At 35.3% G+C, this 23796-nt stretch carries 25 protein-coding genes and 2 tRNA genes; 16 read left to right on the forward strand and 11 right to left on the reverse strand.

Features of this window, described 5'->3' with window-relative positions; genetic code table 11:
• The first annotated feature begins 24 nt into the window (after window positions 1–24).
• The 10 genes from BLT57_RS05720 to BLT57_RS05765 all read left to right on the forward strand — a co-directional run bounded on the left by BLT57_RS05720 (window position 25) and on the right by BLT57_RS05765 (window position 11890).
• Window positions 25–97, forward strand: a tRNA-Trp gene (locus BLT57_RS05720).
• Window positions 98–112: 15 nt separating this feature from the next.
• Window positions 113–304: a preprotein translocase subunit SecE gene (secE, locus tag BLT57_RS05725; RefSeq protein WP_091426683.1), complete on the forward strand. Its 192-nt coding sequence runs from the start codon at window positions 113–115 to the stop codon at window positions 302–304.
• A gap of 19 nt (window positions 305–323) precedes the next feature.
• Window positions 324–881 (forward strand): transcription termination/antitermination protein NusG, encoded by a 558-nt coding sequence (gene nusG, locus BLT57_RS05730; protein ID WP_091423459.1) that lies wholly within the window; start codon window positions 324–326, stop codon window positions 879–881.
• A gap of 74 nt (window positions 882–955) precedes the next feature.
• Window positions 956–1396 carry a 50S ribosomal protein L11 gene (rplK, locus tag BLT57_RS05735; protein WP_091423460.1) on the forward strand — a complete coding sequence of 147 codons (441 nt, stop codon included), beginning with the start codon at window positions 956–958 and terminating at the stop codon, window positions 1394–1396.
• A gap of 12 nt (window positions 1397–1408) precedes the next feature.
• Entirely contained in the window at window positions 1409–2095 is a 687-nt protein-coding gene (gene rplA / locus BLT57_RS05740; protein ID WP_091423462.1) for a 50S ribosomal protein L1, read from the forward strand.
• Between the two features lie 20 nt (window positions 2096–2115).
• On the forward strand, window positions 2116–2637 hold the full coding sequence (rplJ, locus tag BLT57_RS05745; protein ID WP_091423463.1) for a 50S ribosomal protein L10: 522 nt from the start codon (window positions 2116–2118) through the stop codon (window positions 2635–2637).
• A 59-nt stretch (window positions 2638–2696) separates the two neighbouring features.
• Window positions 2697–3074: a 50S ribosomal protein L7/L12 gene (rplL, locus tag BLT57_RS05750; protein WP_091423465.1), complete on the forward strand. Its 378-nt coding sequence runs from the start codon at window positions 2697–2699 to the stop codon at window positions 3072–3074.
• 126 nt (window positions 3075–3200) lie between these two features.
• Window positions 3201–7013 (forward strand): DNA-directed RNA polymerase subunit beta, encoded by a 3813-nt coding sequence (gene rpoB, locus BLT57_RS05755; RefSeq protein ID WP_091423467.1) that lies wholly within the window; start codon window positions 3201–3203, stop codon window positions 7011–7013.
• Window positions 7014–7089: 76 nt separating this feature from the next.
• A complete protein-coding gene (rpoC, locus tag BLT57_RS05760; protein WP_091423468.1) occupies window positions 7090–11391 on the forward strand; it encodes a DNA-directed RNA polymerase subunit beta' in 4302 nt (1433 codons plus the stop codon).
• Window positions 11392–11575: 184 nt separating this feature from the next.
• Window positions 11576–11890, forward strand: coding sequence for a DUF3467 domain-containing protein (locus tag BLT57_RS05765; protein WP_091423470.1), 315 nt, complete (start codon window positions 11576–11578; stop codon window positions 11888–11890).
• A gap of 404 nt (window positions 11891–12294) precedes the next feature.
• Here the strand turns inward: BLT57_RS05765 and BLT57_RS05770 are convergent, their stop codons facing one another.
• Window positions 12295–12522: a (4Fe-4S)-binding protein gene (locus BLT57_RS05770; protein WP_091423471.1), complete on the reverse strand. Its 228-nt coding sequence runs from the start codon at window positions 12520–12522 to the stop codon at window positions 12295–12297.
• A 141-nt stretch (window positions 12523–12663) separates the two neighbouring features.
• The gene (locus BLT57_RS05775; protein WP_091423473.1) at window positions 12664–14253 is read right to left on the reverse strand and encodes a peptide chain release factor 3; all 1590 of its coding nucleotides are present in this window, start codon (window positions 14251–14253) and stop codon (window positions 12664–12666) included.
• Window positions 14254–14455: 202 nt separating this feature from the next.
• Here BLT57_RS05775 and idi point away from each other — a divergent pair, with 202 nt between their 5' ends.
• The 5 genes from idi to BLT57_RS05800 all read left to right on the forward strand — a co-directional run bounded on the left by idi (window position 14456) and on the right by BLT57_RS05800 (window position 16787).
• Entirely contained in the window at window positions 14456–14983 is a 528-nt protein-coding gene (idi, locus tag BLT57_RS05780) for an isopentenyl-diphosphate Delta-isomerase (protein WP_091423475.1), read from the forward strand.
• Entirely contained in the window at window positions 14980–15390 is a 411-nt protein-coding gene (locus BLT57_RS05785; protein WP_091423477.1) for a 6-carboxytetrahydropterin synthase, read from the forward strand. Before idi ends, BLT57_RS05785 begins: the two co-directional genes overlap by 4 nt.
• Window positions 15387–16358, forward strand: a complete 972-nt coding sequence (locus BLT57_RS05790) for a type I phosphomannose isomerase catalytic subunit (RefSeq protein WP_091423478.1) — start codon at window positions 15387–15389, stop codon at window positions 16356–16358. Before BLT57_RS05785 ends, BLT57_RS05790 begins: the two co-directional genes overlap by 4 nt.
• A 26-nt stretch (window positions 16359–16384) precedes the next feature.
• Entirely contained in the window at window positions 16385–16654 is a 270-nt protein-coding gene (locus BLT57_RS05795; protein WP_091423480.1) for a hypothetical protein, read from the forward strand.
• 59 nt (window positions 16655–16713) lie between these two features.
• Window positions 16714–16787: transfer RNA gene (locus tag BLT57_RS05800), tRNA-Thr, on the forward strand.
• Window positions 16788–16847: 60 nt separating this feature from the next.
• Here BLT57_RS05800 and BLT57_RS05805 read toward each other — a convergent pair.
• The 9 genes from BLT57_RS05805 to BLT57_RS05840 all read right to left on the reverse strand — a co-directional run bounded on the left by BLT57_RS05805 (window position 16848) and on the right by BLT57_RS05840 (window position 23077).
• Window positions 16848–17537, reverse strand: coding sequence for a DUF4369 domain-containing protein (locus BLT57_RS05805; protein WP_091423482.1), 690 nt, complete (start codon window positions 17535–17537; stop codon window positions 16848–16850).
• Between the two features lie 48 nt (window positions 17538–17585).
• Window positions 17586–18896 (reverse strand): DUF819 domain-containing protein, encoded by a 1311-nt coding sequence (locus tag BLT57_RS05810; RefSeq protein WP_091423483.1) that lies wholly within the window; start codon window positions 18894–18896, stop codon window positions 17586–17588.
• 63 nt (window positions 18897–18959) lie between these two features.
• Window positions 18960–19139, reverse strand: a complete 180-nt coding sequence (locus BLT57_RS05815; RefSeq protein WP_091423485.1) for an Arc family DNA-binding protein — start codon at window positions 19137–19139, stop codon at window positions 18960–18962.
• Window positions 19140–19209: 70 nt separating this feature from the next.
• Window positions 19210–19713: a DUF1648 domain-containing protein gene (locus BLT57_RS05820; protein WP_091423487.1), complete on the reverse strand. Its 504-nt coding sequence runs from the start codon at window positions 19711–19713 to the stop codon at window positions 19210–19212.
• A 2-nt stretch (window positions 19714–19715) separates the two neighbouring features.
• Window positions 19716–19874 carry a DUF4177 domain-containing protein gene (locus tag BLT57_RS14035; protein WP_157717125.1) on the reverse strand — a complete coding sequence of 53 codons (159 nt, stop codon included), beginning with the start codon at window positions 19872–19874 and terminating at the stop codon, window positions 19716–19718.
• Window positions 19875–19884: 10 nt separating this feature from the next.
• A complete protein-coding gene (locus BLT57_RS05825; RefSeq protein ID WP_231928774.1) occupies window positions 19885–20046 on the reverse strand; it encodes a hypothetical protein in 162 nt (53 codons plus the stop codon).
• 19 nt (window positions 20047–20065) lie between these two features.
• Window positions 20066–20926 carry an SPFH domain-containing protein gene (locus BLT57_RS05830; RefSeq protein ID WP_091423492.1) on the reverse strand — a complete coding sequence of 287 codons (861 nt, stop codon included), beginning with the start codon at window positions 20924–20926 and terminating at the stop codon, window positions 20066–20068.
• A 252-nt stretch (window positions 20927–21178) separates the two neighbouring features.
• On the reverse strand, window positions 21179–22105 hold the full coding sequence (locus tag BLT57_RS05835; protein ID WP_091423494.1) for an alpha/beta hydrolase: 927 nt from the start codon (window positions 22103–22105) through the stop codon (window positions 21179–21181).
• 372 nt (window positions 22106–22477) lie between these two features.
• Entirely contained in the window at window positions 22478–23077 is a 600-nt protein-coding gene (locus tag BLT57_RS05840; RefSeq protein ID WP_091423495.1) for an alpha-ketoglutarate-dependent dioxygenase AlkB, read from the reverse strand.
• Between the two features lie 30 nt (window positions 23078–23107).
• Here BLT57_RS05840 and BLT57_RS05845 point away from each other — a divergent pair, with 30 nt between their 5' ends.
• The gene (locus BLT57_RS05845) at window positions 23108–23791 is read left to right on the forward strand and encodes a M15 family metallopeptidase (RefSeq protein ID WP_091423498.1); all 684 of its coding nucleotides are present in this window, start codon (window positions 23108–23110) and stop codon (window positions 23789–23791) included.
• Window positions 23792–23796: the final 5 nt, after the last annotated feature.

Raw genomic sequence — 23796 nt, forward strand, 5'->3', positions numbered from 1 at the left:
GTCGGAACGCCTTGATTTATATTTACGGGTTTAGCTCAGTTGGTAGAGCACTGGTCTCCAAAACCAGGTGTCGGGAGTTCGAGTCTCTCAACCCGTGCAAATACAAAATCAAATGGCAGGAATAGTTAATTATATAAAAGAATCTTTTGGTGAGTTAAAAAATAACGTCTCATGGCCTGCTTGGGCGGAGGCGCAAAGTTTAACCATATTAGTAGCTGTATTTTCGATCATTTTTTCATTAGCTGTTTGGGGCGTTGATACTGTTTTTAGTAAAGTAATTAAGGCTTACTTTAACTTAATGTAACTAAAACATATTAAAAAGAATGTCTGAGACTAATGTAAATAAAAAGTGGTACGTTGTTAGAGCTGTAAGTGGCCAAGAAAACAAAATCAAAGCTTATATCGAGAATGAAATTTCAAGATTAGGTTTAGAAGATTTTGTGGATCAGGTGCTCGTTCCTACAGAGAAAGTTATCCAGATTCGTAATGGGAAAAAGATAAACAAAGAAAAAGTTTATTTTCCGGGTTATATTATGATTCAGGCAAATTTAAGTGGTGAGATTCCTCATATTATTAAATCTATTACTAATGTAATTGGTTTTTTAGGAGAAACAAAAGGGGGAGATCCCGTGCCGTTGAGACAATCTGAAGTTAATAGAATGTTAGGTAAAGTTGATGAATTAGCTGTTGATGCAGATTCTAACGTTGCAATTCCTTTCACTATTGGAGAAACTGTAAAAGTTATCGATGGGCCTTTCAATGGATTTGATGGAACTGTCGAAAAAATAAATGAAGAAAAGCGTAAGCTTGAAGTAATGGTTAAAATTTTCGGAAGAAAAACACCATTAGAGTTAAGTTATATGCAAGTTGATAAAGTATAATAATTGTTACACATATAGAAAGTATATCTTTTTTGCTTCCACAATAAAAGATACACAAAACTAAAATTTTCAAAATGGCAAAAGAATTAGGTAAAGTAGTTAAATTACAAGTTCGGGGAGGTGCTGCGAATCCGTCGCCACCGGTTGGACCCGCTTTAGGAGCTGCTGGAGTTAATATTATGGAATTTTGTAAACAATTCAACGCTAGAACTCAGGATAAACCTGGTAAAGTTCTTCCAGTTGTGATTTCAGTTTACAAAGACAAGTCGTTCGACTTTGTTATTAAAACTCCTCCAGCTGCGGTACAATTATTGGAAGCGGCCAAAGTAAAAAAAGGATCTGGTGAACCGAACAGAAAGAAAGTAGCAAAAGTAACTTGGGATCAAGTGAAAGCTATCGCAGAAGACAAAATGCAAGATTTGAATGCATTTAATATCGGCTCTGCAATGAAGATGGTTGCAGGAACTGCAAGATCAATGGGAATCACAGTTAAAGGTGGTGAAGCACCTAACTAAAAATTTTTCGAAATGGCAATTACAAAAAAACAAAAAGAGGCGAAAGCTAAAGTAGAGAAGAATAAATTATATTCTCTTGAAGAGGCTTCGGCATTATTAAAAGAAATTACGTATACAAAATTTGATGCCTCAGTTGATTTAGCTGTAAGACTTGGAGTTGATCCTCGTAAAGCAAATCAAATGGTGAGAGGAGTAGTTTCTCTTCCTCACGGAACGGGTAAAGACATGAAAGTTCTTGCATTAGTGACTCCAGATAAAGAAGAGGAAGCTAAAGCGGCAGGAGCAGATTACGTAGGATTAGATGAGTACCTAGAAAAAATCAAAGGTGGTTGGACAGATGTTGACGTTATTGTCACAATGCCGGCTATTATGGGTAAGTTAGGACCATTAGGTAGAGTGTTAGGGCCAAGAGGTCTTATGCCAAACCCAAAGACTGGAACGGTTACTATGGATGTTGCTAAAGCAGTAGCTGAAGTAAAAGCTGGTAAAATCGATTTTAAAGTAGATAAAACAGGAATAGTACATGCTCCTATAGGTAAAGCATCTTTTAGTGCTGATAAATTACAGGATAATGCACTTGAATTGTTAACTACTTTAAACAAGTTGAAACCAACAGCATCTAAAGGTATTTACATGAAGAGTATCTTTATGTCTAGTACAATGAGTCCTAGTATCGCAATTGATCCTAAATTTAGTTAAGTAGTTAAATCTTTAATATTATGACAAGAGAAGAAAAATCACAAGTAATTGAAGAGTTGACTGCTCAGTTAGCAGATAATGCTAATATATATTTAACAGATATTTCTGGATTAAATGCAGGTAGCACTTCAGATTTACGTCGTGCTTGTTACAAGGCAGACGTTCAATTAAATGTAGTTAAAAACACATTATTAACTAAAGCTATGGAAGCTTCTGATAGAGATTTCGGAGACCTTCCGACAGTTTTAAAAGGGAATACCTCTGTAATGTATTCTGAAACTGGTAATGCTCCAGCTAAAGTAATTAAAGCCTTCCGTAAAAAATCTGAAAAGCCTTTGCTTAAAGGTGCTTTTATTGAAGAAGCTGTTTACCTTGGAGACGACCAATTAGATATGCTCGTTGATATCAAGTCTAAAGAAGAGTTGATTGGAGAAATCATTGGATTGTTACAATCACCAGCTAAGAATGTTATTTCAGCGCTTAAATCAGGTGGTGGGACATTAGCAGGTATTATCAAAACATTATCCGAAAAAGAAGGATAATCAAATAAGTACGCACTTAAACAAATTATATTTTATTAAAATTATTAAAACGATAGAAAATGGCAGATTTAAAAGATTTCGCAGAACAATTAGTTAATTTAACAGTAAAAGAAGTTAATGAATTAGCTACAATATTAAAAGACGAATACGGTATCGAACCAGCAGCAGCTGCAGTAGCAGTAGCAGCAGGTGGTGGAGCAGCAGGCGGAGACGCAGCTGAAGAACAAACAGAATTCGACGTAATCCTTAAAGCAGCAGGTGGTTCTAAACTAGCCGTTGTGAAATTAGTTAAAGAGTTAACTGGTTTAGGATTAAAAGAAGCTAAAGGTTTAGTGGATGAAGCACCAAGTGCTATTAAAGAAGGCGTTGCTAAAGACGAAGCTGAAGCTCTAAAATCTCAATTAGAGGAAGCAGGAGCAGAGGTTGAGCTTAAGTAAGCTTAACAAACCTACAAATTATGGTTTAGGTCTTCCGAGATAGTCGGAATGACCTAAACCCTTTTGTGTATAAAAAAGGTGCACAAATAAACTCGTTATTTTTTTTAATCAAAATCTCGTTCATCGATGTTAGCAAATACAGCTGAAAGATTAAATTTCTCTTCCATAATCAACAGAACTGAGTATCCAGATTTCTTGGATATTCAAATTAAATCCTTCCAGGATTTTTTCCAGTTAGAGACAAAATCAGAACAAAGAGGAAATGAAGGACTGTACAACACCTTCATGGAAAACTTTCCAATTACAGATACTCGTAATCAATTTGTTTTAGAGTTCTTGGATTATTTTATTGATCCACCTCGTTATACAATTGAAGAATGTATCGAAAGAGGACTGACATACAGTGTGCCTTTAAAAGCGCGTTTGAAACTGTATTGTACAGATCCAGAACATGAAGACTTTGAAACGATTGTTCAAGACGTATATTTAGGGACGATTCCTTATATGACTCCTAGTGGAACCTTCTGTATCAATGGAGCAGAGCGTGTAGTTGTATCCCAATTGCATAGATCTCCAGGTGTATTCTTTAGTCAATCATTCCACGCGAACGGTACTAAGTTATATTCAGCAAGAGTTATTCCTTTTAAAGGATCTTGGATTGAATTCGCGACAGATATCAACCAAGTGATGTACGCTTACATTGATAGAAAGAAAAAGTTACCAGTTACAACACTTTTCCGTGCTATCGGATTTGAACGTGATAAAGATATTTTAGAGATATTTGATCTTGCTGAAGAAGTTAAAGTGTCAAAATCTGGACTTAAAAAAGTAATCGATCGTAAACTTGCTGCCCGTGTATTGAACACATGGCATGAAGATTTCGTAGATGAGGATACTGGAGAGGTAGTTTCTATCGAACGTAACGAAATTGTATTAGATCGTGATACCGTTATTGATAAAGATAATATTGAAGAAATCCTAGAGGCCGGAGTAAAAACTATTCTTTTACATAAAGAAACGTCACAACAAGGAGATTACGCAATTATTCATAATACATTACAGAAAGATCCAACAAACTCTGAAAAAGAAGCTGTTGAACACATCTACCGTCAATTACGTAATGCTGAGCCGCCAGATGAGGAAACAGCACGTGGTATTATTGACAAATTATTCTTTTCTGACCAACGTTACTCTTTGGGTGAAGTGGGTCGTTACAGAATGAATAAAAAATTACAGTTAGATATTGGAATGGATAAGCAAGTGCTTACTAAAGAAGATATTATAACTATCATTAAATACTTAATTGAGTTAATCAATTCTAAAGCTGAAATCGATGATATCGATCACTTGTCTAACCGTCGTGTGCGTACTGTAGGTGAACAATTATCATCTCAGTTTGGTGTTGGTTTGGCTCGTATGGCTCGTACGATACGTGAACGAATGAATGTTCGCGATAACGAGGTGTTTACTCCAATTGATTTAATTAACGCGAAGACCTTATCTTCTGTGATTAATTCATTTTTTGGTACGAACCAGTTATCTCAGTTTATGGATCAAACTAATCCACTCGCAGAGATAACACACAAACGTCGTCTATCGGCTTTAGGACCTGGAGGTTTATCTAGAGAAAGAGCAGGTTTCGAGGTTCGTGATGTTCATTATACACACTACGGAAGATTATGTCCTATTGAAACGCCAGAAGGACCAAACATTGGATTAATTTCTTCACTATCAGTTTATGCTAAAGTGAATTCAATGGGATTCATTGAAACACCTTATAGAAAAGCAGATAATGGAGTTGTAGATATTAAGAACACTCCTATATATTTAAGTGCAGAAGAAGAGGAAGATATGTTAATCGCGCAAGCGAATATTCGTGTTGATAATAGCGGAAAAATTCTTGAAGACAAAATTATTGCACGTCAAGAAGGAGATTTCCCAGTGATTGATCCGGCTAACGTTCATTATACAGATGTTGCCCCTAACCAGATTGCATCTATTTCGGCATCTTTGATTCCGTTTTTAGAACATGATGATGCTAACCGTGCATTGATGGGATCTAACATGATGCGTCAAGCAGTGCCATTATTGCGTCCACAAGCACCAATTGTTGGAACAGGTCTAGAACGTCAAGTGGCTTCAGATTCGAGAGTATTAATTAATGCAGAAGGGAATGGAACTGTTGAGTATGTTGATGCAAATGAAATCACAATAAAATACGAGCGTTCTGAAGAAGCCGCTATGGTAAGTTTTGAGAGTGATACTAAAACATATCCGTTAGTGAAATTTAGAAAAACCAATCAAGGGACATCTATTAACTTAAAGCCAATCGTTGAGAAAGGTGATAAGGTTAAAAAAGGTCAAGTGCTTTGTGAAGGCTATGCGACTGAAAATGGCGAATTAGCATTAGGTCGTAACATGAAAGTGGCATTTATGCCATGGAAAGGTTACAACTTTGAGGATGCGATTGTAATTTCAGAAAAAGTAGTTCGTGACGATATATTTACATCGATACATATTGATGAGTATTCATTAGAAGTAAGAGATACTAAATTAGGTAACGAAGAATTAACGAATGATATTCCTAACGTTTCTGAAGAGGCTACAAAAGACCTTGATGAAAACGGTATGATTAGAATTGGTGCTGAGATTAAGCCTGGTGATATTCTTATTGGTAAGATTACACCAAAAGGAGAATCTGATCCAACGCCGGAAGAAAAATTATTACGTGCCATCTTTGGTGATAAAGCTGGAGATGTAAAAGATGCATCTTTAAAAGCATCACCTTCATTGCATGGTGTAGTGATTGAGAAAAAATTATTCTCAAGAGCAATCAAAGACAAACGTAAAAGAGCAAAAGATAAAGAGGATATTGAAACTCTAGAAAATATCTACTACCAGAAGTTTGATGATTTACAAGCAGTATTAGTCGAAAAATTATTTGCTCTCGTAAATGGTAAAACAGCTCAAGGTATTTATAATGACTTAGGTGAAGAAATCATTCCTAAAGGAAAGAAATACACACTTAAAATGTTAAATGCTGTAGATGATTATACACATTTAACTTCAGGAACATGGACAACAGACGACCACTTGAATACATTAGTTGCCGATTTAATTCACAACTATAAGATTAAAGAAAATGACCTTCAGGGATCATTGCGTCGTGAGAAATTTACCATTTCTGTGGGTGATGAGTTACCAGCAGGGATTATCAAATTAGCTAAGGTTTATGTTGCTAAAAAACGTAAACTAAAAGTTGGTGATAAAATGGCAGGACGTCACGGTAACAAAGGTATTGTTGCTCGTATCGTTCGTCAAGAAGATATGCCGTTCTTAGAAGATGGAACACCTGTTGATATTGTATTAAACCCATTAGGGGTACCATCTCGTATGAACATCGGACAAATCTATGAAACCGTTCTTGGTTGGGCTGGACAAAAATTAGGGCGTACATATGCTACACCTATTTTTGATGGAGCCACTCTAGATCAAATTAACGAGTTTACAGACGAAGCAGGTGTGCCAAGATTTGGTCATACATACTTATATGATGGTGGTACAGGAGATCGTTTTGATCAACCAGCTACGGTAGGTGTGATTTATATGATTAAACTAGGTCACATGATTGATGACAAGATGCACGCACGTTCAATAGGGCCATACTCATTAATTACGCAACAACCATTAGGTGGTAAAGCACAGTTTGGTGGTCAGCGTTTTGGTGAAATGGAAGTATGGGCACTTGAGGCTTATGGAGCATCAAGTACTTTACGTGAGATCTTAACAGTAAAATCTGATGATGTTATTGGTAGAGCTAAAACTTACGAAGCAATCGTAAAAGGAGAGCCGATGCCAGAACCAGGACTACCTGAATCTTTCAACGTATTAATGCACGAATTGAAAGGATTAGGATTAGATATTAGATTAGAAGAATAAAAAAATAGTAAGAGGTTGTCAGTATGCGGTAAATGTGGCGTGCTGATGATGAACTACTAAAGACTATAAAGTTATTATGGCAAGAAGACAAGATAAGAATACAATACAGAGATTTAGTAAAATCTCAATTGGTCTAGCATCTCCAGAATCTGTTTTAGCAGCTTCTCGTGGTGAAGTTTTAAAACCAGAAACTATTAATTATCGAACACATAAACCTGAACGTGATGGTTTATTCTGTGAGCGTATTTTTGGTCCTGTTAAGGATTTTGAATGTGCTTGTGGTAAATATAAAAGAATACGCTACAAAGGTATCGTTTGTGATCGCTGTGGTGTTGAAGTAACAGAAAAGAAAGTACGTCGTGATCGTGTAGGACACATCAACCTTGTTGTGCCCGTAGCACATATCTGGTACTTCCGTTCGTTACCAAATAAAATTGGTTACTTACTAGGGTTACCGTCGAAACGTTTAGATATGATTATCTACTACGAAAGATATGTAGTAATCCAACCAGGTGAGGCTAAAAATGCTGAAGGAGAACCATTGCAAAAAATGGATTTCTTAACTGAAGAGGAATACCTTAATATTATGGAGGCCCTTCCTCAGGAAAACAGACATTTAGATGATACAGATCCAAATAAGTTTATTGCTAAAATGGGTGCTGAATGTTTAATCGAGTTATTATCAAGAATCGACTTAAACGAGCTGTCATTTGAATTACGTCACAAAGCAAATACAGAAACCTCTAAACAACGTAAAACAGAAGCGTTAAAACGTTTACAAGTCGTTGAAGCATTTAGAGATTCAAACGCGAATAGAGAGAATAGACCAGAATGGATGATCATGAAGGCTGTTCCAATCATTCCGCCAGAATTAAGACCATTAGTACCTTTAGATGGTGGACGTTTTGCAACATCAGATTTAAATGACCTTTATCGTCGTGTTATTATCCGTAACAACCGTTTAAAGCGCTTAGTTGAAATCAAAGCTCCAGAAGTAATTCTTCGAAATGAGAAGCGTATGTTACAGGAATCTGTAGATTCATTATTTGATAACACTCGTAAAGCTTCAGCTGTAAAAACAGATTCTAACAGACCATTAAAATCGTTATCCGATTCATTAAAAGGTAAGCAAGGACGTTTTCGTCAAAACTTACTTGGTAAACGTGTTGATTATTCGGCGCGTTCGGTAATTGTTGTTGGACCAGAATTAAAATTATTTGAATGTGGATTGCCGAAAAACATGGCAGCAGAATTATACAAACCTTTTATCATTAGAAAACTGATTGAAAGAGGTATTGTAAAAACTGTAAAATCTGCAAAGAAAATTATAGATAGAAAAGAGCCAGTTGTTTGGGATATCTTGGAGAATGTCCTTAAAGGACATCCAGTATTACTGAACCGTGCACCTACTTTACACCGTCTTGGTATTCAGGCTTTCCAGCCAAAATTAATTGAAGGGAAAGCGATTCAGTTACACCCATTAGTGTGTACTGCTTTTAATGCCGATTTTGATGGTGACCAGATGGCGGTTCACCTGCCACTTGGGCCTGAAGCTATTTTAGAGTGCCAATTATTAATGTTAGCATCTCATAATATCTTAAACCCAGCAAATGGTTCGCCAGTAACAGTGCCTTCTCAGGATATGGTGCTTGGTCTATACTATATGACCAAACTTAGAAAATCAACTGATGAAGTTAAAGTTGTTGGTGAAGGCTTAACATTCTATTCTCCAGAAGAAGTAACAATTGCTTACAATGAGAAAAAGGTTGAGCTTAACGCAGGTATTAAAGTAAGAACTCAAGATTTTAATGAAGAGGGTGAGCTAACAACACAAATTATCGAAACTACGGTAGGTCGTGTACTATTTAACGAAAAAGTACCAGCTGCAGCAGGATACATAAACGAGGTATTAACTAAGAAGTCTTTAAGAGATATTATTCATGGTATTCTTAAAAAGACGAGTGTGCCGGAAACAGCAGCGTTCTTAGATGAGATTAAAACTCAAGGATATAAATTCGCATTCCAAGGTGGTTTATCATTTAGTTTAGGGGATATTATTATTCCTGCTGAAAAACAAGGTATGATTGACAAAGCTAATGGATTAGTTGATGGTATTATGGGTAACTATAACATGGGATTGATTACCAATAACGAACGTTATAACCAAGTTATTGATATCTGGACGTCTACAAATGCGGAATTAACTGAGTTGTCTATGAAGCGTATTCGCGAAGACCAACAAGGGTTTAACTCGGTATTTATGATGCTTGATTCTGGAGCTCGTGGATCTAAAGAACAGATTCGTCAGTTAACAGGTATGCGTGGATTAATGGCGAAACCGAAGAAATCGAATGCAGGTGGTGGAGAGATTATTGAAAATCCAATTCTGTCTAACTTTAAGGAAGGGCTCTCAATTTTAGAATACTTTATTTCTACTCACGGTGCGCGTAAAGGTCTTGCCGATACAGCACTTAAAACTGCCGATGCAGGTTACTTAACACGTCGTTTAGTAGATGTATCTCAAGATGTAATTATCTACACTGAAGATTGTGGAACATTAAGAGGTATTGAAGTTAAACCATTAAAGAAAAATGAAGAAATAATCGAAACTCTTGAGGCTCGAATTGTTGGTCGTACATCATTAAATGATGTGTTTGATCCAATTACTGAAGAGTTATTAGTTGAAGCAGGTGGACATATTCATGATGACGTTGCAAAACGCATTCAAGCGTCTCCATTAGATTCTGTTGAAGTACGTTCGGCATTAACTTGTGAAGCCAAGAAAGGTATTTGTTCTAAATGTTACGGTCGTAACTTAGCGACAGGTAAGATGGTACAGCGAGGTGAAGCAGTTGGTGTAGTTGCTGCTCAATCAATTGGAGAACCTGGTACACAGTTGACGCTTCGTACATTCCACGTAGGTGGTATTGCAGGTAACATTTCCGAAGAAAATAAATTAACAGTGAAGTTTGACGGTGTTGCTGAAATTGAAGATCTAAAAACTGTAAAGAGTTCTGATAATGAAGGAAAAGCAGTTGATGTTGTTATTTCTCGTACATCAGAATTAAAATTAGTCGATGCTAAAACGGGTATCACATTAAGTACAAATAATATTCCTTACGGTTCATTCATCTACGTAAAACCAGGTGACAAAGTGAAAACCGGAGATGTTATTTGTGCATGGGATCCATATAACGGTGTAATTATTTCAGAATTCGCTGGTAAAGTGAAGTATGAAAACATCGAACAAGGTGTCACATATCAAGTAGAAATTGATGAGCAAACAGGATTCCAGGAAAAAGTAATTTCCGAATCTAGAAACAAGAAATTAATTCCTACACTTCATATTGAAGATTCTAAAGGAGAAACCATACGTTCATATAATTTACCTGTGGGAGCTCACCTTATGATTGACGACGGAGAGAAAATTAAGGTTGGTAAAATCTTAGTGAAGATTCCGCGTAAATCTGCAAAAGCGGGCGATATTACGGGTGGTTTACCTCGTGTAACTGAGTTATTTGAAGCACGTAACCCTTCTAATCCAGCTGTTGTAAGTGCAATTGATGGTGTTGTCTCTTTCGGAAAAATCAAAAGAGGTAACCGTGAAATTATCATTGAGTCTAAACTTGGTGAGGTTAAGAAATACCTAGTGAAATTATCTAATCAAATTCTTGTACAAGAAAATGATTATGTAAAAGCAGGTATGCCTTTATCTGATGGTTCAATAACACCTAATGATATTTTAAATATTAAAGGCCCTGCAGCAGTGCAGCAATACTTAGTAAATGAAGTACAAGAAGTATATCGTTTACAAGGTGTGAAGATTAATGATAAACATTTTGAGGTTGTGGTAAGACAGATGATGCGTAAAGTTAGAATCATTGATTCTGGTGATACGATTTTCTTAGAAGATCAATTAGTTCATAAATCAGATTTCATTGAAGAAAATGATAAAATTTTCGGATTGAAAGTGGTTGAAGACGCTGGAGATTCTGAAAACCTAAAACCAGGTCAAGTCTTAACATCAAGAGAGTTGAGAGACGAGAATTCTATACTACGTAGAGAGGATAAAGCATTGGTGACGGCTCGAGAAGCTCAGCCAGCAACTGCAACGCCTATCTTACAAGGTATTACAAGAGCATCATTACAAACCAAATCGTTTATTTCTGCGGCATCGTTCCAAGAAACAACGAAAGTTCTTAATGAAGCAGCGGTGAATGCTAAGGTCGATTTCCTTGAAGGATTGAAAGAGAATGTAATCGTTGGTCATAGAATTCCAGCTGGAACAGGTGTTAGAAAATTTGATAACATCATTGTAGGTTCTAAGGAAGAATTTAATGAGATGATGAAAGTAAAAGAAGAAATGAACTACAACTAGAGTTGTCATTCCTGCGAAATCGAAGATTCACGAATTCATTAATTTTGAATGGCAAATCAATGAGTAATGCAGGAATTTATAAAAATAAAAGCCTTCACGCATGTATTTGTATGAGGGCTTTTTTAATAAAATAGTTAAAAATCATCAGTCTTTCACAGTGATGGAAGTCTAAAAAAAGTTTACAATGGCAGAAGAAAATAAAAATAAAAAACCAGGAATTAACATCGAGTTAGATGAGAAAATTGCAGAAGGCACCTATTCAAATCTAGCCATTATCAATCATTCAGTTTCAGAATTTGTAATTGATTTTGTAAGTATTATGCCTGGAACCCCAAAAAGTAAAGTAAAGTCGAGAATAATCTTGACACCACAGCACGCCAAACGTTTGTTAAAAGCTTTAGGGGATAATGTTAAGCGCTTCGAAAAATCTCATGGAGAAATCAAAGATTACGAGCAACCACCGATTCCATTAAATTTTGGACCAACTGGTCAGGCTTAAAATAATCAATACATCTGGAATTTGTTTGAGAATGTAAGGTTGCGCTCGAAATATTTTTTTGAGCAACCACCGATTCCATTTAATTTTGGACCAACTGGTCAGGCTTAAAATAATCAATACATCTGGAATTTGTTTGAGAATGTAAGGTTGCGCTCGAAATGTTTTCTTGAGCAACCACCAATTCCATGATCTCTTAAGTCAACAGATTAAGTTATAAATATATAAAACGCCTTTGAATCAAATCAAAGGCGTTTTATGAGTAATAGGTGTAATCATGTAGGACTTAGATGTAGTTTTATATCCAATACCTATGAAGTTCAATAAGCTACTTTAGCAAGCTCTCGGCTGCGCATATATCTATTTCTTAAGAAATTGTATAGCAGTTTCAACAGAATGAAAATCATTTATGCGACTTCTTGATTGACATGAAATTGTAAAGCTCCAGAAGGACATTTTTTAACTTGCTTAATGATTTGCTCAGATGAAGCACCTTCTAGATCTATCCAAGGAATAACAGATTGACGAAAAACATTAGAGAGCTCTTTTGCACAACGCTCGGCATAAATGCACTGGCACGGATTGTAGGTTACAGTAATATCATTATTACTGAAAACATTGGGATTAGTCTTCATAGTAGATCAATTTTGGGGTTTAATCTAATTTAAATGTATATAACTAAATCGTTATAGTAATTTATATACCGATGAAAAGTATAAAAACATCGACAAAATACCAAATAATTCGCAAATATTAGATAAACGGTATTTATTAGCTTAGGCGAATTCTGACGTAAAATGAAAGATAATATTAGGATATTTTTGCTGTGTCATCTGTAGAGAAAATGCTGAATCAGCCAGAAACACTAGTTGTCCACGCTTATCTTTAGCCAGGTAACGTTGTTTTACTCTTAAAAATTCTTTGAATTCTTCACTTTTAACATTATCGGTTTCAATCCAACAAGCTTTGTGTACATTTAGGTTTTCATAAGTACATTTTGCGCCGTATTCATGTTCTAAGCGATATTGGATAACTTCATACTGCAATGCACCAACTGTTCCTATGACTTTTCTGCCATTAAGTTCTAACGTAAATAACTGTGCAACACCTTCATCCATTAATTGATCAATACCTTTGTTTAGTTGTTTAGATTTTAAAGGATCGGCATTATTAATATATCTAAAGTGCTCAGGTGAGAAACTTGGAACGCCTTTATAATTCAATACTTCACCTTCGGTTAAGGTATCACCAATTTTAAAGTTACCAGTGTCTTGAAGCCCTACAATGTCACCAGGATATGAAATGTCTACAATCTCTTTCTTTTCTGCAAAGAACGCATTCGGGCTAGAAAATTTCAACTTTTTATTATGTCTTACATGGAGATATGGTGTATTACGTTTGAATTCTCCAGAAACTATTTTAATAAACGCCAAACGATTCCGGTGATTTGGGTCCATATTGGCATGAATTTTAAACACGAATCCAGTAAACTTGTCTTCATCAGGTTGAACCAAACGTTCCTCACTGTGTTTTGGTCTAGGTTTAGGTGCAATCTCCACAAAACAATCAAGGAGTTCTCGAACTCCGAAATTATTTAAAGCAGAACCAAAAAAGACAGGTTGTAATTGTCCGTTTAAATAGTCGTCTTTGTCAAATTTCGGATAAATTCCATCTACCAATTCAATTTCCTCTCTTAGTGTTTGTGAGGCTTTATCACCTATAAGTTGATCCAATTCTGAAGATGATAAGTCATTGATTTCAATAGTTTCTTCAATGTCTTTACGACTGTCACCACTAAACAAATTAACGTTTTTCTCCCAAATGTTGTAGATACCTTTAAAATCATAGCCCATTCCTATAGGGAAACTGAGTGGAACTACTTTTAATCCGAGCTTTTGTTCAATTTCATCAAGTAAATCAAATGCATCTTTACCTTCTCTATCCATTTTGTTAATGAACACAATCATTGGGATATTTCGCATTCTACAAACTTCTACAAGTTTTTCAGTCTGTTCTTCCACACCTTTAGCAACATCAATTACTACAATCACACTATCCACAGCTGTAAGTGTTCTAAACGTATCTTCCGCAAAATCTTTGTGACCTGGCGTATCAAGAATGTTAATCTTAATCCCATTATATTCAAATGCCAAAACAGAAGTAGCTACTGATATACCTCTTTGGCGCTCAATTTCCATGAAATCACTCGTAGCACCTTTCTTAATTTTATTGCTTTTTACAGCGCCAGCCTCTTGTATGGCGCCTCCAAATAAAAGTAATTTTTCTGTTAGAGTGGTCTTTCCTGCATCGGGATGTGAAATAATTCCGAAGGTCCGTCTCCTGTTGATTTCTGTTTTAAAACTCATAGTCTGTTTTCGTAGATGCAAATATAATTGTTATTGAAATAATGGGAATTAAAAACTGTGATTATAATTCAGATGTTGAATACTCGAACTTATCGACTAAAACTTTAGAAATCTATTAAATAAAAGTTAAAAGCTGTCTTTTTAAGGGCAGCTTTTTTATTTCTGATACAATTGTGAAATTAAGTTGTTATTTTTGTAAGCTATGACAGAAGAACACGTAATTCTTGTAAACGAGAGTGATGAACAAATTGGTACAATGCCAAAACTAGAGGCTCATGAGAAGGCCGTTTTACATCGCGCATTTTCAGTATTTATTTTTAACGATAATAATGAATTAATGCTGCAGCAACGCGCCAAACATAAATACCATTCTCCTTTGTTATGGACAAATACGTGTTGCAGTCATCAACGCGTTGGTGAAACTAATATTGAAGCTGGAAAACGCCGTCTTCAGGAAGAGATGGGATTTGTAGTGGACTTGAAAGAGACGATTTCATTTATTTACAAGGCACCTTTTGATAATGGGTTAACCGAACATGAGTTTGATCATGTCATGATTGGTCATTATAATGATGAGCCTACAATTAATCCAGAAGAAGTCGAAGCCTGGAAATGGATGCCATTAGAAGCCGTTAAGGTCGATATTGAATTGCATCCAGAACATTATACAGAATGGTTTAAGATCATTTTTGATAAGTTTTATGAACACATAAATATCCTAAAGAAATGAGAGTAACAGTGAGTAGAAGAGCACACTTTAACGCAGCACATAGATTGTATCGTAAGGATTGGAGCTTTGAGAAGAATGATGAAATCTTCGGAAAATGTAATAATCCAAATTTTCATGGACATAATTATGAATTAATTGCCAGCGTTACTGGTGAAATTGATAAGGAAACAGGTTATGTGATTGATGTTAAAATCTTAAAGGATATCATCAAGGCTGAAGTTGAAGATGCCTTCGATCACAAAAATCTAAATGTAGAAGTCCCAGAGTTTAAAGACATGAATCCAACGGCTGAAAATATTGTCGTGGTCATCTATAATAAAATAAAAAACAAATTAAATCCAGATTTTGATTTGGAAGTGACTTTATATGAAACTCCGCGCAACTTTGTAAGCTATTCTGGAGAATGAAAACCGAATTGTACCCTTTAAAATTTCAACCCATTTTAAAAGAAAAAATTTGGGGAGGTGAGAAGCTAAAATCTATTTTAAATAAAGCGTCTAATTCGAGTAATATAGGAGAAAGCTGGGAAATTAGTGATGTAGAAGGCGATACCTCCATAGTTGCCAACGGTCCGTTGAAAGGACAATCACTTAAAGTACTGCTACAGAGTTATAAAGCGGATATATTAGGAAAAAAAAATCATGATATTTTTGGTGCTAAATTTCCTTTATTGATAAAGTTTATTGACGCAAAAGAAGACTTGTCCATACAATTACATCCGAATGACGAATTAGCGGCAAAACGACATAATTCCTTTGGAAAAACGGAAATGTGGTATGTGATGCAAGCAGATAAAGACGCTCATTTAATTGTTGGTTTTAATCAGGAGATGACACCCGAAAAGTATCTCAAGCATCTTGAAGAAAAAAAGTTAACCGAAATATTAAATTTTGATAAGGTTAAAACAGGTGACACTTATTTTATAGAAGTAGGCCGTGTTCATGCTATTGGAGCAGGAGTGCTACTAGCTGAAATACAACAAACTAGCGATATTACGTATAGGGTTTATGATTGGGATAGAGTTGACAGCGAAGGAAATGAGCGAGATTTACATAATGATTTAGCGCTAGAAGCAATTAATTTTAATATGCCTGATAATTTTAGAGTGAGTTATCAAAACACTAAAAATATCACAAATGAAATGGTGATATGCCCTTACTTTACCACAAGTATGCTGTATGTGACTGATTCTATTTTGAAGTTAAACACCAAAGATTCGTTCTTTATTTATTTGTGTGTTGAAGGGCAAGCGATAATTGAAACTGAGCACGCCTCAGAATTTATAAAACAAGGAGAAACAGTATTAATACCTGCTGCAATAAAGACCTATAAAATAACGTCAAGTAATGCAAAACTATTAGAAGTTTATGTTTAATTTTGTAGCAAATAAATTTTATAATTATGGCAAATATTAGAGACCTAAAAAAAGACATCAATTTTGTTTTAGGAGATATTATAGAGGCAGTTTATGTTTGGGAATATAATAACACTGACAAAGACCCAAAAAAAAGTGAAGCTATTATTGATGAGGCAATAGAAACATTTGACGAGTTAATTGCAAAGGTTAACGACAAAAGTGTTGAGAATAAAAAAGCCCATTTTAAAATGATTAATAACGAACTTGAAGAAAAGGGAAGAGCTTTAATCGATAAATTAAATAAATTGAGCTAATTCTTTACAAGTGTATTTGTAAATATGGTGAGCCCTATTACAATTGCAACGCTTAAAAAGCCGATGTAGCTCAGCTGGCTAGAGCAGCTGATTTGTAATCAGCAGGTCGTGGGTTCGAGTCCCTCCATCGGCTCATATAAAAAATCCCAAACAATCAGTTTGGGATTTTTTACATTCTAGCAGTATTTCAAGACTATACTTTTCGTTCAGCAATGAGTTCTTTTAATTTAAGACCGTACCTCGAGGTTTTAATCTCTTCGGTTAAGGCGTTATAGATTTCCTCTAAAAACTTGGTGCTTGTATTGGGTATTTCACTAATAGCCAAATAAGGCGATACTTCACTATCAGGATGATTTACCGCAAAATTTATGGTGTATAAATATTTGCGTTTCATAAGCTTGTTATAATTGTCTTCGAACGATACCGTTGTATCGTTAGCTTTACTTGCTTCTAAACTTTGTTGAATTAATTCTAAGTTTTTATCACTAAACTTTGACATCATTAAGAGGTATTCTTCTAATACCTCTTGTTGCTTGGAGCCTTTAATCTTAGCGTCGTAATTGAAATTCTTAAGAGTAGAATTGATTTCTGTAGTGCCTTTATCAGCAAAAAAGACAACGGTGCCTTCGTCATTATCATTTTTGTCAAGTGTCAGGAATAAAACTTCAGCCTCATCTAATGCACTATGTAATTCAAAATTAGGATTGCCTTGAATTTCTAGAGAATCCAGCGTTACCATAATGGTATCTTGTTGTCGTTGTAGATATACCGTGCCTTTTTTAAGACCTTTGACATATCCTTTTAATGTGAAATCATGTTGTGACTGATCTTTTTCACAGGAGATCATTAAAAGGGCTAATACTACAACTAAAAATGGCTTCATAATCATCAAATTTACAAGCGCAAATATCTTATAAAAATTGTTGAAATACTAGCTTACAGCAGCCAATTCTAATAAAATTGTACAACCTATCGCGGCAATAGTTCCTATTGCGTATCCAAAGACGGCTAACAGGACACCAACAGTTGCTAAAGATGGATGAAACGCAGAGGCAACAATGGGAGCAGAAGCTGCACCTCCTACATTAGCCTGACTACCGACCGCCAAAAAGAAATATGGTGCTTTAATAAGTTTTGCCACACCTATGAGTAATAAGGCGTGAATTGTCATCCAAACAACACCAATTGCAATGAGTCCGAAATTTTCAAATATGAGTGTTAAATCCATTTTCATACCAATACTAGCCACCAAGATGTAAATGAACACACTCCCAAATTTACTGGCACCAGCACCTTCATAATTTTTAGCTTTAGTAAAGGATAAGAGTATCGCAATAAGCGTAGCAATACTAATCATCCAAAAGAACTTCGAACCTAAAAAGGTAAAAATGTTTCTCGTGGTTTGTGATTCTATTCCGGCAACGACAGTATCGAAGAAAGGCGCAAGAAAGTTAGATGAAAAGTGAGCAAGACTTACTGTTCCGAATGCAATAGCAGCAATAATCATCATATCTGCTAGTGATGGATTGCGTTTGACTTTCTCTGAAAACGTCGACATTTTTTCTTTGAGATCTTCAATGGAAGACGTATCTGCTTTTAGCCACTTATTAATTTTATTTCGTTTTCCAATACCAATGAGAATAATGGCCATCCATATATTTGCAACAACGATATCGACAAATACCATTCCGCCATATTTGGCCTGATTATAACCATAGATTTCGAGCATAGCAGTTTGATTAGCACCACCGCCAATCCAGCTTCCAGCTAAAGTAGATAACCCTCTCCAAACAGCGTCTGGTCCCACACCACCAACAGTTTCAGGAGAAAAGGATGCTATTAATAATATAGCAATTGGTCCGCCAATTACGATACCAATGGTTCCGGTAAAGAACATAATCAAGGCTTTCCAACCTAAATTAAAAACCCCTTTAAGATCAATACTTAAGGTCATGAGCACTAAAGCCGCGGGTAATAAATAACGACTAGAGACATAATAAAGGTTTGAACTATGTTCAGTGATTTCACCACCTTCTGATACCGAAGTCCATTCAGGAGAGATTAATCCAACTGTTGTTAATACAGCTGGGATCATATATGCCATAAATAAGCCTGGAACAATTTTATAAAATTTTGGCCAAAAGCCTGTTTTTATGGATTCTGTTAAAAAAACAAAACCTAATGAAAGCATTAGGAGTCCAAAAACAATAGTGTCGTCAGTAAAAAAAGGTGTGTTGTCCATAGTGATGATAAAATTTGCATCTGCAAAATACCAAAATTAAAGCGCATAAAAAAAGCGACTCTACTAGGAGTCGCTTTCATTTGTTTTTTTGGGTTTAGGCTGTCGGCTCTTTTCTTTAAGATATTGCATGAGCATCCATTCAATTTGTCCGTTGGTACTTCTAAACTCATCAGCAGCCCATTTCTCAATGGCCTTGAGCATTTCTTCATTAATTCGCAATGCGAAAGCTTTTTTCTTAGACATTAGGCTGTGAATAGTTTTAAGATGAAACTAACTATAAATAAAATAGACACTAAAAAAAGTTTTTGAATCATCACGTATTGATTTTTCGATAATAAAATAAAATTATAATAGGAGTAATAATGCTCAAACCAATAACTGTATAAAGAAACCAGTGTCCGAAAGTAAACGTATGTCCTTTGGCAGATTCAATCATTGCAAAAACAATAAGCGCAAAGGTGAGCATCATAAAGAGGTTTGTGAAGCGCACGATACGTGTGCTCAAACGATAATTTTTAAGTGCATTGTCTTGAGTAATATTGACCATATAATTATGTATTTGCGGGTACTTGTTTAAAATGAATAAACCTATAAATGTCACAATGCCTAAAACTGGTAATAGCCATAACATCTGTTTTTCACTGTGTCCATCTATTTCACCTTTTGCATTAAAATGAGAAGGGATGATTTCTGGTAGGTCATCATATGATAAGATGGTATAAATAATCATCAATAACAATAAAGTTGCAGAAATACTATCTACAATTATATCTATACCATCTACAGGAACCTCTATTTTAGGTCTATTTGTTTTCACGATTATCTGTTTTTATCCCGTTCAAAAACAATACTTGTCCAACCTTGAGAAATATCAATGACTACCCAGCCCTCTCTCGCATGCTGGTTGAGCACATCTTCAAACTGTCTAAATCTATTTCTAAATCCGAGCTTTGGTGATACCACTTTATATTCTTTCATCTGTATTATGTTATTTATCCTCTTTGTTTTTAAAAAAGGTGAGCGCTAAAACAACTCCTATTAGTAATCCAATTATCGAACCATAGACCACTCCCACTGCAACTTGTCCGGTGACTGCGCCAAAAGTAGTGCCTATACTTGTTCCTAATGCACTGCCAAGCGCTATGCTCATGATTTGGTTTTTGTTCATATTAATGATTTAAAGTGCCAGTGTTTAATACTGGAGACGCATCTTTATCTCCGCAGAGAATGACCATTAAATTACTTACCATAGCCGCTTTGCGGTCGTCATCAAGTTCAACAATATTCTTTTTGCCCAGTTCCTCTAAAGCCATTTCCACCATGCTCACAGCACCCTCAACAATTTTATGACGCGCTGCTACAATAGCCGTAGCTTGTTGACGCTTAAGCATTGCATTGGCAATCTCTTGAGCATAAGCGAGGTAACCAATTCGAGCTTCTAATACTTCTATCCCAGCAATGGAAAGACGTTCGTCAATTTCTTTTTCCAAGGCATTACTCACTTCATTAACACTAGATCGTAAAGTAATATCTTCATCATGACCCTCATCGGCGAAATTGTCATAAGGATACATACTTGCTAGTTTACGCACAGCCGCATCAGTTTGGACACGTACAAAATTTTCATAAATATCGACATCGAAAGCTGCCTTGTAGGTGTTTTGAACGCGCCATACTAATATCGTACTAATCATCACAGGATTTCCAAGTTTATCATTAACTTTTAGACGTTCACTATCAAAATTGCGTGCTCTTAATGAAATTTTCTTTTTTGTATAGAATGGATTGACCCAATAGTAGCCGTTCTTTTTTACTGTGCCTATATATTTACCAAAAAGTAATAGAACTCGAGATCCATTTGGTTGGACCATAATGAAACCTGGAGCTATTAATATGGCAATTGGTAGGAATAACAGAAATTCTGGATTCTGTTTAATGATAGCCGTGGCTATGCTACCAAAGAATAGTATCAGAAATACAAGAAGCATGAGGTATCCATTTGCAGGAACTATTATTTTTTCTTCTTTCATTAGATTAGGTTTTAGTTAAATAATTCAATATGATATTATTTTGATATCAAATATACATCAAAATTTATTATCCTCCAAATTGAGTTTGGCACGTGATTTGCAATTTGGTTAATGTAAATGTTTATGAAGATGTTAGTAGAGGAGTGATTACCTCGCATAACGGAGTAACATTTATCATTTGGTTGGTTAGTTAGTAAAAACGCATCTCAGACTTGAGATGCGTTTTTAATTTAATTAGGATGAAATGGTGTATTATTTCTCAATGAATTGGATAACGGCAGCTACCAAATCTCCACTAATTTTTCGATAGGACTCATTATAAGATTTAGAGTTTTCGAGTTCATCACCTTCAATAATAAAAAGAACGTGGTTCATCTTTTCTATCAGTTGTAACTCGGCTCTATTTGAAGCTTTGGTTAAAAGTTCAGCGTCTTCAACTGGAACTTGTAGATCTTTAGTCCCATTAATAATGAGTACTGGTATTTCTAATGATTTGATAATGTCTTGCGGATTATATTGCATCCAGGTCATAATAAATGGCTGTACGTCGGCTCTAAAAACAGATGCCAAAGCTGGCGGATAATTATTAGTGAGTTTCCCTTTTTTTAAACTTTCAAATGCCGTTTTTGTACCTTCCACGAGTGACGGGTCCATATTTGCAATTTGACTTGTAATCACCTCATCAATGGATTGACCTGCACCAGCTAGTGAAATGAATCCATCGGCTCTACCTTTAGCTGCTAACATGCCGACTAGGCTTCCTTGACCATGACCAATAATATAAATGTCTCGATAGGAGCCAATAGTCTTAAAGTATTCAATCACATTAATGGCATCGGCTATAAAGTCGTCGAAAGTAATATTTGGATCTACTTTATTGTTTCGAATTTGTTTGACGATACGTTTATCATATCTAAAAGTTGCGATACCTTCTTTTGAAAGTGACTCAGCTAATTTTTTTAACACACCATTCTTCGCCAAATTCTGATTGCCATTGCGGTCGGTTGGTCCAGAATCTGCTATTATTATGGCGAGTTTTGGCTGCTCATTCGTAACGGGTGACAATAAAGTACCACCAATATGTTTATTGATTGTGATTTCAGTAGCGGTATAGTTTAAATTTTGACTCGCTACATTTGTCAATAAAAACAGAAAAAAAAAAGTCAGTATAGTTTTCATGATGATTTTTATAGAGCAATATTTATATATAAGGTCAAAGTTAATTAAAATAGAGAACGCTATTTCATCTATTTTATGTTATTCTTTCGGAAATTTCTAATAATTTAACTGTGCATTTTATCGATGAAATGCAATATTTCATCCTAAATTGTTAAAATTATATGTATTTCATCGATTAATTAGGTATTTAAACTTGTAAATTGAAATAGAGTTCTATATTTGAAGTGTACTAAAATTTAGTTTTTAGTTCAATGGATTAATTAATTAATATTTGCATATGTGCAGAATTAGAGACCCTAAATCTACCACATATATAAAAAGCAAATTAGGAGAACCAAGGTTGAGGGACCTTGGTTTTTCCGTTTTATAGGTTTATCTAATCGATCGAAACGTTAAGTTTATCCGTTCGCCTATCCGTTTTTTAGTTTTTGCAATTTGATGAAGCCAAAAGTGTTGCATTTTCCCAGTCATAATTAAAAGACTACCGTGATGCAGCTCTAATTTATAACGTTCTGCTTTTAATTCTCGATGTTTAAAGTGAAACGGTCTAGTCGCCCCAAAACTGACAGAGGCTATAACAGGGTTTTGACCTAATTCTTTTTCATTATCTGCATGCCACCCGTTACTATCATTGCCATCACGGTATAAATTTAATAGAACGGTTGTAAACTCATGATCGATTTCTTTTTCAATATCTGATTTTATGCTTAATAATTCTGGAGTAAATGGATGTGGAAACATTTTAATATTAGAGTAAGCGTATGGTTTGTTATTTTCTGCATAAAGGGCAGTGAGTCTTGGTTGTTTATATGTTTTTCCAAAAATTGTAATATCGTCTTGTTGCCAATTTGTTTTAGATTTTAATTGTGCAAAATACGTGTCAGCAGTTTCTGTATCATAAAAGTTTTTGATATAGATAAGCTCTGCATCAGGTAGTTTTAAATGCGTTTTTTCTTTAGAAAATAAATCCATCCCTTAATTTTTCTCTAAATTAGCTATATCATGAAGATTCACAAAATATTTGTACTGCTGTGCATACTTGTCGCTTTTGCTTTTTCAAATCAAGATAAAGAGGTATTACCCGAAGGTTTTGTATTAGTTAAGGATATCATTCCAGATATTGAAGTTAAACTAAGTTATTATTCAACACATAATTTTGTTGGTGACACTATTGATGGCTATCATGCGAATACTCTTATTTTAACTAAGCAGTCGGCTGAAGCTCTTAAAAAAGTACAAGCAGAGCTGCAGGAACAAAACCTGTGCTTGCTTGTTTACGATGGTTATCGACCGCAACGCGCAGTTAATCATTTTATGCGCTGGGCTAAAGACTTAAATGATACGATAAGAAAACATGAGTTCTATCCAGATGTTGAGAAACGTCATTTGTTTCGCGAAGAATACATTGCGACCCGTTCAGGTCATAGTCGGGGAAGTACGTTAGATCTCACCATTATAAATGGCAACACAAATGAACCTCTAGATATGGGAAGCCCGTATGATTTCTTCGGAAAAGAATCTTGGGTAGATTACCAGGGTTTAACAAATAAACAAAAAGCCAACCGACAATTATTACAAGACGTCATGTTGAAATATAATTTTAGAAATTATCCTAAAGAATGGTGGCACTTTACGCTGCGATGGGAACCATTCCCTAAAACCTATTTCGATTTTGAAATCGAATAACTAAA

Origin of the sequence: Formosa sp. Hel1_31_208 (genome assembly GCF_900104785.1) — a bacterium.
Classification (GTDB): domain Bacteria; phylum Bacteroidota; class Bacteroidia; order Flavobacteriales; family Flavobacteriaceae; genus Psychroserpens.

Excerpts from the sequence above, each read along its gene's own strand:
- BLT57_RS05795 (WP_091423480.1), top strand. The coding sequence starts at position 16,385 with ATGGCAAATATTAGAGACCTAAAAAAAGACATCAATTTTGTTTTAGGA.
- BLT57_RS05830 (WP_091423492.1), bottom strand. The coding sequence starts at position 20,926 with ATGAAAGAAGAAAAAATAATAGTTCCTGCAAATGGATACCTCATGCTT.
- nusG (WP_091423459.1), top strand. The coding sequence starts at position 324 with ATGTCTGAGACTAATGTAAATAAAAAGTGGTACGTTGTTAGAGCTGTA.
- idi (WP_091423475.1), top strand. The coding sequence starts at position 14,456 with ATGACAGAAGAACACGTAATTCTTGTAAACGAGAGTGATGAACAAATT.
- BLT57_RS05765 (WP_091423470.1), top strand. The coding sequence starts at position 11,576 with ATGGCAGAAGAAAATAAAAATAAAAAACCAGGAATTAACATCGAGTTA.
- BLT57_RS05785 (WP_091423477.1), top strand. The coding sequence starts at position 14,980 with ATGAGAGTAACAGTGAGTAGAAGAGCACACTTTAACGCAGCACATAGA.
- secE (WP_091426683.1), top strand. The coding sequence starts at position 113 with ATGGCAGGAATAGTTAATTATATAAAAGAATCTTTTGGTGAGTTAAAA.
- BLT57_RS05825 (WP_231928774.1), bottom strand. The coding sequence starts at position 20,046 with ATGAGCATAGCGCTTGGCAGTGCATTAGGAACAAGTATAGGCACTACT.
- BLT57_RS05845 (WP_091423498.1), top strand. The coding sequence starts at position 23,108 with ATGAAGATTCACAAAATATTTGTACTGCTGTGCATACTTGTCGCTTTT.
- BLT57_RS05805 (WP_091423482.1), bottom strand. The coding sequence starts at position 17,537 with ATGAAGCCATTTTTAGTTGTAGTATTAGCCCTTTTAATGATCTCCTGT.
- BLT57_RS05775 (WP_091423473.1), bottom strand. The coding sequence starts at position 14,253 with ATGAGTTTTAAAACAGAAATCAACAGGAGACGGACCTTCGGAATTATT.
- rplL (WP_091423465.1), top strand. The coding sequence starts at position 2,697 with ATGGCAGATTTAAAAGATTTCGCAGAACAATTAGTTAATTTAACAGTA.
- rplK (WP_091423460.1), top strand. The coding sequence starts at position 956 with ATGGCAAAAGAATTAGGTAAAGTAGTTAAATTACAAGTTCGGGGAGGT.
- BLT57_RS05770 (WP_091423471.1), bottom strand. The coding sequence starts at position 12,522 with ATGAAGACTAATCCCAATGTTTTCAGTAATAATGATATTACTGTAACC.
- BLT57_RS05815 (WP_091423485.1), bottom strand. The coding sequence starts at position 19,139 with ATGTCTAAGAAAAAAGCTTTCGCATTGCGAATTAATGAAGAAATGCTC.
- BLT57_RS05790 (WP_091423478.1), top strand. The coding sequence starts at position 15,387 with ATGAAAACCGAATTGTACCCTTTAAAATTTCAACCCATTTTAAAAGAA.
- rpoC (WP_091423468.1), top strand. The coding sequence starts at position 7,090 with ATGGCAAGAAGACAAGATAAGAATACAATACAGAGATTTAGTAAAATC.
- rpoB (WP_091423467.1), top strand. The coding sequence starts at position 3,201 with ATGTTAGCAAATACAGCTGAAAGATTAAATTTCTCTTCCATAATCAAC.
- BLT57_RS05835 (WP_091423494.1), bottom strand. The coding sequence starts at position 22,105 with ATGAAAACTATACTGACTTTTTTTTTTCTGTTTTTATTGACAAATGTA.
- rplA (WP_091423462.1), top strand. The coding sequence starts at position 1,409 with ATGGCAATTACAAAAAAACAAAAAGAGGCGAAAGCTAAAGTAGAGAAG.
- BLT57_RS14035 (WP_157717125.1), bottom strand. The coding sequence starts at position 19,874 with ATGAAAGAATATAAAGTGGTATCACCAAAGCTCGGATTTAGAAATAGA.
- rplJ (WP_091423463.1), top strand. The coding sequence starts at position 2,116 with ATGACAAGAGAAGAAAAATCACAAGTAATTGAAGAGTTGACTGCTCAG.
- BLT57_RS05810 (WP_091423483.1), bottom strand. The coding sequence starts at position 18,896 with ATGGACAACACACCTTTTTTTACTGACGACACTATTGTTTTTGGACTC.
- BLT57_RS05840 (WP_091423495.1), bottom strand. The coding sequence starts at position 23,077 with ATGGATTTATTTTCTAAAGAAAAAACGCATTTAAAACTACCTGATGCA.